General features: G+C 48.1%; 13 protein-coding genes and 1 pseudogene. 4 read left to right on the forward strand and 10 right to left on the reverse strand.

Annotation, left to right across the window (positions count from 1 at the left end):
- Nucleotides 1–29: 29 nt before the first annotated feature.
- The gene (locus tag ACTUJZ_RS10965; protein ID WP_463636354.1) at nt 30–713 is read left to right on the forward strand and encodes a sulfotransferase family 2 domain-containing protein; all 684 of its coding nucleotides are present in this window, start codon (nt 30–32) and stop codon (nt 711–713) included.
- Here the strand turns inward: ACTUJZ_RS10965 and ACTUJZ_RS10970 are convergent.
- The 7 genes from ACTUJZ_RS10970 to ACTUJZ_RS11000 all read right to left on the reverse strand — a co-directional run bounded on the left by ACTUJZ_RS10970 (nt 695) and on the right by ACTUJZ_RS11000 (nt 7,719).
- Entirely contained in the window at nt 695–2,170 is a 1,476-nt protein-coding gene (locus ACTUJZ_RS10970; protein WP_463636355.1) for a lipopolysaccharide biosynthesis protein, read from the reverse strand. The genes ACTUJZ_RS10965 and ACTUJZ_RS10970 overlap by 19 nt on opposite strands.
- An 87-nt stretch (nt 2,171–2,257) precedes the next feature.
- Entirely contained in the window at nt 2,258–2,908 is a 651-nt protein-coding gene (locus ACTUJZ_RS10975; RefSeq protein WP_463636356.1) for a sulfotransferase family 2 domain-containing protein, read from the reverse strand.
- A 4-nt stretch (nt 2,909–2,912) separates the two neighbouring features.
- Entirely contained in the window at nt 2,913–3,683 is a 771-nt protein-coding gene (locus ACTUJZ_RS10980) for a glycosyltransferase (RefSeq protein WP_463636357.1), read from the reverse strand.
- Between the two features lies 1 nt (nt 3,684).
- Nucleotides 3,685–4,533: a glycosyltransferase gene (locus tag ACTUJZ_RS10985; protein WP_463636358.1), complete on the reverse strand. Its 849-nt coding sequence runs from the start codon at nt 4,531–4,533 to the stop codon at nt 3,685–3,687.
- Between the two features lie 14 nt (nt 4,534–4,547).
- Nucleotides 4,548–5,804 carry a glycosyltransferase gene (locus ACTUJZ_RS10990; protein ID WP_463636359.1) on the reverse strand — a complete coding sequence of 419 codons (1,257 nt, stop codon included), beginning with the start codon at nt 5,802–5,804 and terminating at the stop codon, nt 4,548–4,550.
- 18 nt (nt 5,805–5,822) lie between these two features.
- Nucleotides 5,823–6,968, reverse strand: a complete 1,146-nt coding sequence (locus tag ACTUJZ_RS10995; RefSeq protein ID WP_463636360.1) for a glycosyltransferase family 4 protein — start codon at nt 6,966–6,968, stop codon at nt 5,823–5,825.
- Entirely contained in the window at nt 6,961–7,719 is a 759-nt protein-coding gene (locus tag ACTUJZ_RS11000) for a sulfotransferase family 2 domain-containing protein (protein ID WP_463636361.1), read from the reverse strand. The genes ACTUJZ_RS10995 and ACTUJZ_RS11000 overlap by 8 nt, the downstream gene beginning before the upstream one ends.
- Nucleotides 7,720–8,020: 301 nt before the next feature.
- Between ACTUJZ_RS11000 and ACTUJZ_RS11005 the strand changes: the two are divergent.
- Nucleotides 8,021–8,343 (forward strand): annotated as a pseudogene (locus tag ACTUJZ_RS11005) (transposase); the annotation flags it as partial.
- 80 nt (nt 8,344–8,423) lie between these two features.
- Here the strand turns inward: ACTUJZ_RS11005 and ACTUJZ_RS11010 are convergent.
- Nucleotides 8,424–9,737, reverse strand: coding sequence for a glycosyltransferase family 4 protein (locus tag ACTUJZ_RS11010; protein WP_463636362.1), 1,314 nt, complete (start codon nt 9,735–9,737; stop codon nt 8,424–8,426).
- 464 nt (nt 9,738–10,201) lie between these two features.
- On the opposite strand from ACTUJZ_RS11010, the gene ACTUJZ_RS11015 reads away from it, so the two are divergent.
- Nucleotides 10,202–11,047: a hypothetical protein gene (locus ACTUJZ_RS11015; protein WP_463636363.1), complete on the forward strand. Its 846-nt coding sequence runs from the start codon at nt 10,202–10,204 to the stop codon at nt 11,045–11,047.
- 3 nt (nt 11,048–11,050) lie between these two features.
- Complete coding sequence (locus tag ACTUJZ_RS11020; RefSeq protein ID WP_463636364.1) at nt 11,051–11,884, forward strand: sulfotransferase family protein; 834 nt, start codon at nt 11,051–11,053, stop codon at nt 11,882–11,884.
- Here the strand turns inward: ACTUJZ_RS11020 and ACTUJZ_RS11025 are convergent.
- Nucleotides 11,881–12,963 carry a glycosyltransferase gene (locus ACTUJZ_RS11025; RefSeq protein ID WP_463636365.1) on the reverse strand — a complete coding sequence of 361 codons (1,083 nt, stop codon included), beginning with the start codon at nt 12,961–12,963 and terminating at the stop codon, nt 11,881–11,883. The genes ACTUJZ_RS11020 and ACTUJZ_RS11025 overlap by 4 nt on opposite strands.
- Nucleotides 12,960–14,399, reverse strand: coding sequence for an exosortase (xrt, locus tag ACTUJZ_RS11030; RefSeq protein ID WP_463636366.1), 1,440 nt, complete (start codon nt 14,397–14,399; stop codon nt 12,960–12,962). Before xrt ends, ACTUJZ_RS11025 begins: the two co-directional genes overlap by 4 nt.
- Nucleotides 14,400–14,641: the final 242 nt, after the last annotated feature.

Below are 14,641 nucleotides of genomic sequence, written 5' to 3' on the forward strand. Positions count from 1 at the left end.
GGGGCATGATACTGGTTAAGGAATGCACTATGATTATCAGCCACACGCAAAAATTTGTTTTTTACTCTAACCCAAAAACTGGTTCAGAAAGTGTGCGCGCGCTTTTGGCTGACATTAATGAAGAAACCATTGTTAAATTTGATAAAACCAGCGCCGAACAACCTTTTTACCCGCATATGCGGCCGGTGGAGGTTCGCCAGGTATTTGCCCAGCGGGGCATTGATTTTGACCAGTACCAGCACGTGGTAGTGACACGCAATCCCTGGGCACGACTGGTTTCTACCTATGAAAATATCTACTGGTATCATTTGCACACTAAAAAGCCGTGGTTCCGCCATAAACCTTGTTTTGAAAAATGGCTGCGCGATTCCAGACCGGATAATCAGGGCGGCGGCGGCATTGGTAACCGCCGCTGGCTGACCTACGGCACCTACGCTTTGCAACATTTTGCCGGGGATGAAGACGGCAACCTGTTAACCCAGCATATCATTAAGCTAGAAAATATAGACATAGAGCTGCCGCGGGCGCTCGAACAAGCCGGGCTTACCCAGTATGCCCATTGCAGCGTACCCCGGGTCAATACTCTGGAAAACCGTAAACCTGCAAAACGCCGACGCTACAATGAATTTTATAGCCCCGCCACCCGCGACCTGGTAGCCGAGCGCTACCAGTTCGAAATAGATAAATTCGGCTATCAGTTTGGCGCAGCCTGAAATGCCTTGCGGCGCACAAAGCGCGTGACATTAGTGCCCTGGCGGGTCAGGCCAAACAGTAGTATTGCCAACACCGCTATATAGGCCAGCAAAGCAACCACATTCATGCCATTGCGTGGCCAGAATGCAATATCAGAGCTGATCAGACCTTGCGCGATAAAAATGGCAGCAAAAGTCACAGTGTATAACGCTACAAATGTTTTCATTGGTAGCCCCTGGTCATAATAGCGCTGGCCAATCGCGTATAGCCCGACAAACTCAAAGGTCTGGCTAAGCAAAATAGCATACACTGCGCCCTGTAGCTGCCAGTGTGATGTAAACTGCCACATCATCGATGTGATGAGAATAGCTTTTATAAAGCGAAGTTTTGGAAAAAAGCCGGTTCGGCCTGTTTTCAAAAAGGCAAAATTCATAAATAAATTGAGCTGACCAATGACGACCGTGGCACAAAGTACCGGAATAATGTTGGCGGCCCCCATATACGCTGGATCTGCCATGAGTTCAATCACACTGCCGGCAAATATACTAATGCCAAACGCCCCCACACACATCGCTGTTGCTACCAGCATAAACGCGCCGGCAAACTGCGCTTTGGGATTATCTGCCTGACGCGCTACCTTGAATCGCTCGGTTTGCCACCACTGATTAAATGGCCGCCAAATCATCATCGCAATCAGGGTGCTAAATTTAAGCCCAAAGTGATACAGCCCCAGTTCCTCTAGTGAGGCATACAGCTTGAGCAGATAGTTGATGATAAATTGAATGTACACTGCGCCCAGCCCGGATAACCACAAGGGCCAGGTAAAATGCAGCAATGCTTTAATTTCCGCCCAGTCAAACCGCAACCCGCAAATACGAATAATGTAATAAGCCGATACCAGCGCCATTAACGCAGAAGCAATGACTCCGGCGTAAATGACTCCCTGAACGCCCATTCCAAGTCCTACAAGAAAATACACATTCAAAGAGAGCTGGATGACCATTTTGGTAATGGAGATGACAAAAAAGAAAAAGGGTTTATCACGCAGGCGCAAGAAAACCAGCGCGTACTCTTCCACCGAGCTGGTCAGTAATGTAATGCCATAAGCAGCCAGCGCCCAAACCAAATCAGAGCGTTCAAAAAAATGCTCTGCCAATAACGAAGAAGACAATGCAAACAGTACCGCGCCAATCGCACTAGTACCGGCGGTAGCCAACAACGCACTACTGATAAGCCGATGGCGCTCTACTGGCTTGTCTTTGTCAAAATAAAATTTTGGCAGCGCGGCACCAAATCTCGCGCCTAGAAAAAGCTCATAAACTGCCAAAATTGCCGCCAACATCCCCACTATGCCGTATTCGGCAGGGGTAAGATACTGGGTATAAATGGGCAGCATTATAAATGCGGTGAGCTGGCGCAAGATGGTGCCTGAGGTATACCAAGCCACCGGATTTTTGTTCAGATTACTTAATTGCACAGTTCAACTCCGAACACATCATGCAAAATTAAAAATTATTTTCTTCACACCAACGGGGGTGAAATCGAACCTGGGTGTGGGCTTTGACTATTCGAATTGGTAGTCCAGAAGCTCAAGATCTTTTTTATACAACTCGGCTACCCTGTCAACCATGTTGGGGGTTGTATAATACTTGCGGAAATGTTCATGCCCTGATTCATTGACTTTGCGCAACTGACCGGACAATTTTAACCTCGCTGTGACATCGCTTAACACCTCTGAAAGTTGCTCCTGTTTGCCCACATAATCCACCATAAGTGTTTCACGCTCATCAAAGATGTAGGAAAACTGCGGCCTGAACATACTGTGGGCGTGTAAGCGCTGGCAATCCATATATTCAAAAAGAAACTTTTCAAATGTCAGGTTATTTCGTTCGAAGTAATCCTGAAAATGTTTATCGGCAAACTGGTTACCGCCGGCTTTTAAATAAGCGTATACCGATACAATTCGGTCAAACGGATTACGTACCACCGCAAACTTAAAAAAGCTGTTGTAATATTCCTTGCAGGCGTTGCGATAGGCGAAATAAGGCAGGTGTATACGATTCTGTTGTTTGTCTCCCAACGCATCACGCAGCGCGGTACCGGCACATTTAGGTATGTGGATAAAAATATACCGATGTTGCAACTGATGCTTTTTAAACGGGTAAGCATTCAATGAAAACGCGATTTTGTGTTTTAGCGAACGAAAGACAGCCATATGTTTATTTCATCACCCGTAATACAACAGCATCAAACAATTTTGTAAGCAATGGAGAGGCTTTTAATACTGAATACAAAAAGGAGTTCTGCAGCACATAATCATCCACTTTAATGCGGGTAATGCGGTTTCCACGCATCCCTGCATAATGGATAAAATACTTAGAAAAGCGCTTTTCAAAACAGCCCCATGCTTTGGTGAAATTGAACGCGTTGTCCATATAGGTAAGCGGAACATCCCACTGATTCATGCGAAAATTGAACACACTTTGGTCATTAAGCCCGGCCACATTGCGCTGATTTTTGGCTTCAATCCACTTTTCTATTAAGCCATCATCTGTGTTTACAACCTGCTTGTGCGCAGCAGAAAATAACACCACACCGGTATTAAAATACTCTTTGGTCCAGGCAACATCGCCCAACTCCTTAATGAGTGTCTGCTTTTCTTTTTCGGCGGCTTTGTAGACCTGCTCGACACTGACCACACCGATGTTATCACCCGGGTACTGGGTAAACGCATTAGGCGCATCAGGCGACACCAGGATATCCGCATCGATATAGAGCACTTTTGAATAGTGCTCTAGATAATCACGGATCTGGTTTTTTTCATAAAACTGAGAGAGCTTTTCAGAAATATCGGTTTTTTCCAGTACTTTAAAGTCTGCACCGATTTTTTCCGCATATTGCCGAATTGATGGCACTGTATACCGGGCCAGCGCTTCGATTTCGTCGCCAATGACCAACGTAACAACCAGGAAATCACTTCTTTTTTTCATACTACCTTTCCATGAACACGCCAGCAGGCAACTTGTAATACTGCAAACACGCCTCTAGTTGTTTATCATTTCCTCCACCTTTGACATTCTCAGGGCCCAGCTTGCTGGCTTCCTGGCTGCCCTCCATGGTGGGGTACTCTCTAAACTTGGCCCGGATCTTTGATGTTTGCGTGCCATTTAATACCGCCATCACCTTAAACCAAATATCATCTGCCCGTGGCGATAGCTGTTGAAACAACTCAATATTGGTGGCGTCAGCGTGTAAGCTGCCAGGTGGATACAAAACGCCGCCTACACCGGTGGGAAATATGCGCGCATCTTTACCTTGTACACCATGAGCCAACCACCCCCATTTGATATAAGGGGCGATATTCTGGTTTGCATCGAAGGTAATATAGTGCGCACGATGACAATGGATCACCGATGGCTCTTTTTGATGCGCACTGACCAGATCGGCCAGCCAGTTTTTAGGATAAAGAGTGTCATCATCAGCGGTGACAATCACATCTTCGGGATAAGCATTCAGGCTATGAACCAGCTTGGTGTGCGGCCCCACATCCTTGCATAACTTGACGGTGATACCACGGCGTTCGAATGCCTGTACGTTGTCTGGTATTACGTCAATGGTATCTGGGATCCACAGCACGATTCGGGTCGGTTTGACCGACTGCGACAACAACGACGCCAGGGTCAGGTCAACCAGGTGTAGCCTGGCTGGTACCGAGGTTAAAGATATTGTCAGGTTTCGACCCTGTAACGGTGAGCCGGATGAAAGCAGGCTACTGGTGTCATTTTTGAGCCGCCAGATGAGGCTCGCATCCTTCAATTCATTTAATTTTTTGCGAAACACAAGCGCTCTCCCTGTTAACCTATTACCTGTTGATAATACTGATTCATTTTGGCGCCAATCACATCAGCGGCGTAGTGTGTTTCTACCCAGTCGCGGGCTTTGGTCTGGATATCGACCCAGTTGTCCGCCTGACTGATTATAGTAGCCAGCATGTCGGCCAGGCCGTCTGCATCCCGGTCGGGGACTAAAAACCCGGATTCGCCATCGTCGATACACTCAGGAATACCGCCACTTCGGGTGGCAATAGTAATCAGGCCGGTCGCCTGAGCTTCCTGCAGTACCACGCCCTGGGTTTCTTCATGAAAGCCATCTTTTGATTTTAGGCTGGGCAGCACAAAAATGTGCGAGCGCCGATAAATCGCTGCCAGTTGCTTATCCGGAATGGCGGAGTGAATTTCTACCCTGTCAGCGATGCCCAATTGTTCTGCCTGCTGGGCTATCTGTTGTTTCTGCGGGCCACTGCCCACGATGGTGTAGTGAATATCATGGCCTTGTGAAATCAACCGGGCAACCGCTTCTAACGCGTATTTATGGCCTTTATCCGGATGCAAGCGACCTACTGTCAGCAAACGCACTGTTCCATCGCTGGGAAATGGCCGTGGCTCAAAGGGCCAGCGCGATAAGTCGATCCCCTGAGGAACAATAATGAATTTGTCTTCCGGTGCGCCCAGCGACAGATACTGCTGTTTAGCAAACTCGGTATTTACGAAGATCGCTTCGGCAGTGGCTGTGTATTCTTTGCGTTGCTGGTCAGAAATAGGCGTTACACCAACCGGCGGCAGTCCGTGAAAAGTCATCACCATGGGCGCGCGACTGGCTTGGATAAGCTTAATAAAGCGGGTTCCTGCCGGCTCACTGTGGCAATGAATGATGTCCGGGGTATGGGCAAATGCCGGGCTGGCCAGGCGGTCAAATAATTTATGTTTCAGTGACCGCGCGCCCGGCTGGTAATGCTGCATCAACTGCTGGGTGCGCTGGCGCAATTGGCTGTCAGCCATAGCCTTCACATAAAAAGCCAACAACTCGGCTTTGTTGTCACCGATACAGCAGTATTTTTCCAGCAGGTTGTTTTCCACAATGGCGTCAGTAAATACATCCTGTTCTTCCCGGCGAGACACTATACGGTTATCGCCGCCATGACGAATGATTTGCACCAGATGATTGACCAGCCAGGGCTGGATCAAGCTGGGAAATGAAGCGGTAATGGTTAATACATTGACTGCTTTGCTGGTCGCGCTTGCCTGCAGAGGCGCAAAATACGTGTGTTTCATTACATCCTTTCCGCTGTGTTAACCAATCACTTGTTTCAGCGCGTGTGCCAGGGCACTATGGGTAGCTTGCAAGGTATATTGCTGCGCAACCGTTTGCGTTGCCTGCGCACCATGACGAGCCTGGCGTGCCGGATCGTTAAGATATGTGAGTATAGCGTGCGCGGCAGCCTCAACATCCTCATTAGGGTATATCGCGCCGGTTTTACCGTCTTCGGTGGCTTCACACACCGACGGATTATCCGGCACAATCACCGGTAACCCTGCATACATGTATTCTAAAATAGACAGGGAATACCCCACTTCCCCCTGAGCAGGCTGAAATCCCAGGTAACATTGCGCCAGTAATTCACTGGCATTATCAATGCGCCCCGGAAACAGGCAGTAATCCTGCACAGCAGCCTTCCTGGCTTGTTGCCTGAAAGACTCCAAATCCGGGCCGTCTCCAAACAGAACATATTTAAAACCGGTAGCTTGAAGCTTATGCACCAGATGTGCCATCACCTCGATGGCAAAGCCAATGCCTTTGTATGAATTGGCTCGGGCGGCAGTGACAATCAGCTTGTCAGGCAGCTTTGCGCCAATCGCTGCAATGCGTGCTGCCGCATTGGCTGCGGGTGTAAACGGCCGGATGCCATTTTGTACCGTGAAACACCGCTTGGCGGCAAAACAAGCGGTCTTTTGCAGCCGCTGGGTCACAAATGCTGTGGCCCCAAAGGCTGCGTCGGCCCTAAGCATTGGAAAATTGGCTTTCACGGTCTTTAAGACTTTTTTGACCCCGCCCGCTGTGGTACGCAAGCCGGGAGTGTGATCGTGCACGATGATTTTTTTCACACCGGCCAGTCGGTACAGAGCGTACACCAGGCTGGAAACACCGTAATCAGAAAGATACAACACCTGAATATTGTAGCGCCGGATCAGAGCCAGATTTTGCTTTATATCAGCCAGTGAATTAACAGCAAACGTGTGCGCAAAATATTGAATGTCACTGTGGGTGATAGCTTCGGGTACTGTGTTGATTTCTGGATAGGCCAGGTACGTTTGATAACGGCCAGCATATAGTTCACTGATTTTTACCCAGTAACTTTCCATTAGCCACCATGCATAGCCAACGTCTGATTTCCAGTTGGCCACGCACAATATGCCCGGCAATGAGGGCTTATGCATTGATGAACTGCCTGTTTACTATCTGTTGGCGGTTGAAGCCGGCAAAGGTGTAGCCAAAATTCGCGATATCCCGAGCATACAGCAGCGCGACTTTTTGTTTGGCGGCTTCTGTATAAACCTCTTGGTAACCCTGCCGTTGGGACTTATTGGTGTGTTGCAGATGTTGCTCACAACCAATTTTTTTCGCGATGACATCAAAATCGTCACCGATGGTTTCAAAATACGCCAGGTAATCAATCATCGCGCGATTTTTACCGTCGCAGATAAAATCACTCTGTGGCCAAAAATGAATATAGGCGTACAAGCGGTCCGGGGTTAACCAGTTCAGCACAAAGTCATTAAAATCCGTGATGCCGCCAAGATTTTTTTCTGCCCATTGGCGATCGTTTTCATCCCAGCCGCCGCCTTTTAAAAATGAAAACGCAGAATACAGGCGGTCCCAGGGGTTGCGCACAAAAGCAAATTTAAAATACTGATCGAAATCTTTGCGGCCGAATATAACTCGGTATTCCCAGGCGCGATAATGGTAGGGCAACGCGCCAAATAAAGTGAGTGCCAAAGAAGTACCAGCGGTTTTTGTAATATGCACAAAAATAGCTTTTTTCTGGTCGTAAGGCGCCAGTGAAAAATCGCCTTTTGGGGACGGATTCACACGGGTACGCAATTGCGCCATATGCTCGGCATTTCGTTGTTTATAAAACCAAAAACGCCATTCTGCCGGTACTACTTTTTGATAAATACTTCTAATCACGGGCAACTCAAAACTCTTTAATTCAGGGTGTGGTATAACAGCTTTAGCATTTTTGCCACATACCAGGAAACAAGAGCCAAAAACCTAGCATGTCTGGCGTTCAAATACACTCTTCAAGGGTACCATTTTTAGCCGTTATTTAGCTACATAGGAGTCATACATGTGACAACCCTATTTTGTAACCACAAATATTCGTAATAAGTACATTTTTGGATCAGTTTTAACGTTTTTTGAGCTATTTACACGGTGACATGTAGAAGCAGACCAAACTCGAACAGCGTTTTAAGTGTTAGCATTACCAGTTTACCCAAAAACACAGAAGCAACTGTGTATCGTGCATCAAATTCGCCACTCGCTGCGCCACGTGAACTGGGAACGTTTATGCGATTTCTTTGATTATACGGCCGAGATGCGCAAGGCCATTTACACCACCAATGTGATTGAGTCGCTGAACGCGTCACTGCGAAAAATCATCATGGTACGCCGGACGCTCTCGAGTGACGAAGCCCTCATGAAACTGCTGTACTAAGCCTTGCATCAGGCTTTGAAAAAGTGGACGATGCCACACGCAACTAGAAACCGGTCATGGCGCAATTCGAAATAATGCAACAAGACCGGATTTAACTTCTTAATCAGTCATTTACATAAAAAATTTTACACTCTTGGTTTTATTGTCGAACGCTTGTCTGCTTTTAGGCGTCGAATTAAGCAAGAGTCTTTGATTCTTTTAATTCTTGTCCTAAATACGTTCTCTCAGATTGTTCAACAACTTGCTGATAAAACTGATTCATTCTTTCGCCAATTTTTTCTGCGCAATAATTCTTCTCAACCCAGCTGCGAGCATCCGTTTGAATTTTTGTCCATGAAGTTTTTTTGTTTATTAAAAGCTCGATTTGCTTTGTGATAGCCAAGGCGTCTCTGTCAGTTACCAAGAACCCAGATTTTCCGTCGTCTATACATTCCGGAATACCTCCTGTCTTAGTGGCGATCGTTATAAGTCCGCTAGCTTGAGCTTCTTGCAGAACAACACCTTGAGTTTCTTCATGAAAGCCATCAGTTGAACGTAAACTGGGAAGTATAAAAAGATGCGAACCGGCGTATATCCTTCGAAGTTCAGCATCAGGCACCTTTGTTCGAATAGAAATATGGGCATCCAACTTAAGCTTTTTGCAGTAATCTCGAAGGTTTTCAACCTCTGGACCGTTTCCCACCATTGTATAGTGGACATTTATTCCTTTATTCAAAAGCTGCTTAATCGCATCTATAGCATAGACATGGCCTTTATCGACATGAAATCTTCCCACAGTGAGGATTCTAACTGGTCCCGATTCAGGAAATGGCTTTGGAAGAAATGGCCAGTTTTTAAGATCAATACCTTGCGGCACTACTTTCACCTTATTTTCTGGTCCGCCTAAGGCCACATAGTGCCGCTTTGCAAATTCTGTGTTCACAAAAACCATATCTACAGATTCGGTGTACTGCTTCCTTATTTCCGGGCTCAACTTAGTGACCCCAACGGGAGGTAGGCCGTGAAAAGTTACTACATGAGGAGCGTTAGTAACCCTAATTAAGTTACTCAACTTAGCCCCCGCCACTTCTGCATGAGAGTGTACAATGTCTGGGTTAACATTAAATGCCGGAGAAAAGAGTAGTTCAAATACTAATTGTTTGGGTTTTGGAAATGTTCTCCTTACAGCGTACCCTTTAAGAAGTTTAGCAGCCGCGATTAGACGCTGGGGTTTGATTGCATTAGCAGAGAAGTGTTTCAGTAAGGATTTTCGATCGTCTGCAACACAGCAAAACTTTTGCAGGAGACCATGCTCGAGTACGGTATTGCTAAATACGTCTTCCTGACGTCTAGATATAACTCTATTGTCACCACCACGTTTTGCGATCTGGATGAGGTGATTTACTAGCCATGGCTGAATCAAGCTGGGGAAGGTTTCTGTTACCGTAAGAACATTCAAAGCGTTCTCAGAGCTCTTCTGCTCGAAGGGCTCAAAATATTTACATTCCATGTTGCTTTCTCCTTTGTAAGAGAAAGTATAATAAGTATTTCAATCCTAAAGTGCACGAAATATCACCTAAAATACTTACTTTTTAATACAATGCTTCTTCATAGCTGATTTGCCAGGCAGTCATCCTGTGGTACGCCGTATTATTCCAAATAATTCATAGTGATAGTCTGACTGGCGAGTGTTGCATTTTTTGCCCTAGCAATGCTGTGAAGCGTCTGTAGGAACATTTTCATTCAGAATAGACAAGATGCGTTACAGACACTGTGCACAAACCAGCTTTTTAGGCGAAAATTTGAGCTCTCGGTTATTAAAACCGTTTACGGTGAAACAAAAAGGTAGCTTTTGCTGTAATAGTTACTTCAAGTGCTTTCAGCCAAAATAATAGCGAGAAATCGTTGATTTAAGTTATGTTGCGTCAGCATCTTTGTATATGCTGTGCAGCAAACATTACAGAACAGAAGTCTATGTTTGTATCAGATTCATTGGTCTTTACCGAATTACACAAAACCGCAGGTAGCCACCTTTTAAAGTTATTATCAACCTACGTGGGCGGCCAGCAGGTGGGTAAACATAATCGAATACCGAAGGAGCTTCGTAGTAAGTTCGTCTTAGGTTCAATTCGTAACCCCCTTGATTGGTATGTCAGCTTATGGGGTTATGGCTGTGACCAGCAAGGCAGTGTGTATTTGCAGGCTACCCGCGGCACTAGCTGGCGTTATTGCTGGCAACAGCTACCTAAAGAGATGGGCCAGACTTACCCTGCCCCGGGCCAGTTTTACCGCCAGATGCGCCATGATGCTAACAAGGATTATCGTGCCTGGCAGGAAGTCTATGCCGATTCATCGGACGTTGAGGCGTTTCGAGCCTGGGTCAGAATGATGTTCGATCCGGCACGGGCGCTGGACATTGGTGAAGGCTATGGTTTTAGCCCATTTAGCCGGAGCGCGGGCCTGCTGAGTTACCGGTTTTTTAAATTATTTACCGGGCTGGACCAGAAAATTTATCATCCAGCGCTACAAACTGACGTAGAAAATTTAAAATTGATCTGGAAACGCGATGGCTTTGTAAATGCATTTGTTCGCCAGGAACAGCTCGAGCAGGATTTTATCCACGCACTGAACCAGGCAGGGGTCGCACTGAGCGATGCCGACAAGCAAGCCATCATGGATGGCAAAAACAACAAAACCAACACGTCTTCCCGCCAGGCCGCCGACCATTATTATGATACGGCTACCGCCGATATTATTATGCAGCGAGAGCAGTTTATCGTTGAGCGGTTCGGGTATGATGTAGAGACAGTACTGAGGTAATACATGGCTGGTACCCGCCTAAGAGCAGTGGCAAGGGAGTCGCTGGGAAATATTCTGCGCGAAATTAAAATAGGCCTCAAACCTACACCCAAACCCAAAAAATGGGTGTTTATTGTGGGCTGCTATAACTCTGGCACTACGCTTCTTTCAGAGCTGATGGGCCGACACCCGGATATGTCCGCTCTGCCCACCGAAGGCCATTTTATCACTGACCAGTTTAAAAAAGACTTTGAATTGGGGATCCCGCGCATGTGGGTGGATCGCGAGGACATTTTTTGCCTGAACGAAAATGATGTGGGCCCGGATGTGGAGCGCATCAAAAAAGAATGGGGTATGCGGCTGGATTTAAGCAAACCGGTACTGGTCGAGAAATCTCCGCCCAATGCCGCGCGCACCCGCTGGTTCCAAAAGCATTTTGAAAATGCCCATTTTATCGGCATCGTGCGCAATGGCTATGCCGTGGCCGAAGGGATCTCACGTAAAGGCGACCCTAAATCTATCAAAGATGGCTGGCCCATTGAAAAATCGGCCTGGCAGTGGGCGCGCAGTAACCAGGTGATGCTGGATGATGCCGAGCATCTGAATAAATTTCATTTGCTGAAATATGAAGATTTAGCAAGCGATCCGCAGGGTGAACTAGACCGCATCGCCGGCTTTCTGGATTTACCGGCATTTCCAGATATTGCCTCGCAAAACTTTGCTATCCATGAACGCAATGACAGCGTCAAAGACATGAATGCATCGAGCATCAAAAAGCTCAGCGAGCAGGAGATTGCGCAAATCAACCAGACAGCCGGCTTTATGCTCGACCGCCTGGGTTATCCTCGCCTGCCCTAACGGGCTTGCATCGCCTGGTAGAGCTCTACAATCTGCCGGGCGTTTTCCTGTGCCGAGTAGGCTTCTGGCAGCGACACCTGCGGGCGCTGGCTGACCAGCTCCACCAGCTTTTGCGCATAGCCTTCTGCAGTATGCTCGCTGACCAGCCCGTCACACTTTGCTGCGTTTAATAACGGTACCAGCCCCCCCACCGCATGAGTGACCATAGGCACATTAAGCGCCAGGCTTTCCAGAGCCGTCATGGGCAGGCCTTCATGATCTGACGGCATCACCAGCGCATCCATCTGCTTGATCCAGCCACGGATCTGGTCGGTATGGCCGTGAAACGAAAAGACTGCGTCTAAGTCGTGTTCCTGTACCCATTTTTGCTGGGCTTCACGCTGGCTGCCATCACCAAACACATGGTAGTGCACGGGTTTATCCAGCAACTTATTGGTGTAGATATGCCGCGCCATCTGTACAAACAGATCCAGCCGCTTTACCGGCTCCAGCCTGCCCACAAAGCCCACATGGTAGGAGCGCTTATCAACATTCAACACCATCTGCGCGTTGGCCTGAGCTTGCACAGCTTGTGCATCGATACCATTAGCAATGGTGAAGAGTTTATCGCTCGGATACAGATGTTTTAGTTTGCCGGTGAGATCGTCCGAGACACTGATAATGCCATCCTGCAGGCGCGTGCCACTAAAACGGTCCAGGGCCACTTGCAAACGCTGGCGAAAGTTAGGGGCAAACTCTGGGGCGCCGTGCACAGTACGAAAGCTGGGCACCCGCACCGTCATACGATTAGCCAGCGCGCCCAGAATATTCTCTTTTTGCCGGTGGGTATGCACCACGTCCGGTTGCCAGCGGTGCAGCTCCAGTTTGATTTTATCCAGTAGCCGGCGAAAGCCGAACTTGTTTTCATCATATACCGTGACGGTAACCCCGGCGCTCATCAGCGCCTCGGCCAGCTGGCCAGGGTTGAGTATAACAGCGTGCACCGTATGGCCTTGCTTAACCAGCTCGGTGCACAATGTCCATACCTGCACTTCCGCCCCGGCCCACTTATCGCCGGAAGCTATATGCAGAATTTTCATCCACGTACCTCAATTTGGGTCAGGGCTTTTAACTGCGGTGTCAGTGATTGTGCCATCACATCTGGCGCGGCACAGCGCACACTGCAGTTGACCTGCAATACAAAAACACTGGCTACGGGTGAACTGAAGACCTGGGTCAGTTGGGCGAGCTTGGTTTGCAGGCCGCCGGTGGTGACCTTATCGCCGACCTTGTACACCCAGTACACATTCTGGCCGCTGGCGGTGACACCTGCATTCACACTGACGCCATCCACCGCCACAGTACCCTGCTGGGTCATTTTGGCGGCAGGCCGGTTGGCATAGTAAATCAGCTCTTTACCCTGGGCCTGGCGCAGGTATGAGGCGACCCCCAGGGTAAGCCGGTAGTCATTGGCCTGGCCGGTAAAGATCTGGCTAAAATCATGGCCTTCATAGGTGGCACCAATACGCTGTAAGTTGGCGTTGCTGGGCGCCACACTTTGCAGCGGCTCTGGCAACTCCACCCCTAGCTGGGCACTTTGCGCCTGACCGGCTGACTGATTCCACCATAACGGCAATACCACAAAGGCCAGCATGGTGGCACCTAATGCCCCCAGCATTTTGCCGTTCAGTGGCAGTGATGACTTACTTCCGGTGCCGCTGAACTCGCCATCCTGACGCTCCAGACGCTTGGCATAAAAAAAGAAAAAGACAGCTAGCACAGCAAAGATGACCCAGCCGAAAAAGCCGTGTTCGTATACCAGCTCACTTTGCATCTTGGATTCATAGCCAATCAGAATCAGCAGGAACACCCGTAACCAGTTACCCACCAGCGACAGTGCGACAATCAGCGCTACTGCCTTAAGCTGTAAAACGCGGCTTTGTAAATTCAGGTACGCATAAAATACCCCTAAACATACACCGGCCAGCAGGTAATTTAAGCCCGCGCAGCCGTGGGCAATGCGCATCACCCCGTATGGCATGTGGATATCGTAACCATCAATAAAGGCGGTGATACCAATGGCGTGGATCATTTTGGTATTCACCCACGTGGTTAAGTTTTGCAGCGGTACCACCAGCACATCCATAATGGGCAATGCCAGATAAAGCGAGAGCACCGGCACCAGGGTTTTCATACTGTTTTTGATGCCGACCATGGCGGCCAGCGCGCACCACAGCACCACTGGCAGTATCAGGGTTTGAAACAACATGACCTGCACGGCATCGGCGGCCAGCCAGACCAGCCCGGCACCGAGTGCAAAGGGTAGCGGCCAGAAAGAAGGCGAAAATTTTTGCCAGCGAAAGTCGGTGACCAGTACATACACCACAAACATCAGCAAAATATACCCATGGGAATAGGTTTCGTTATTTTTGCTCCACAAGGTATGTAGGGTGAGATAAGTATCGGGAACAGCCAAACCGGTAATGGCCAACACCACCATGATGATCACCAGCGCTTTCACGCTTACCGATGACATAAAACCTGCTTTGTCCATATTCTTTTTTGTATCCTGTTACTACAACGGCTTGCTTAGGGTGGGCTCATCACATATTTGCGGTTAATACGTACTTACGTTTAAACAAATTTAATGTGCTGTTGAGCCTTATCTTACTCGTTACGTATATTAGTGCAACACGTGCCGCCAGTGCGCATTTTTTTAGCTGTAACCAGTCTTCGTAGATGCTTGTACTTCACTGAATTTTCTCTGTAAAGTAAGCA

This window comes from Alteromonas sp. WD8-37, from assembly GCF_055326825.1.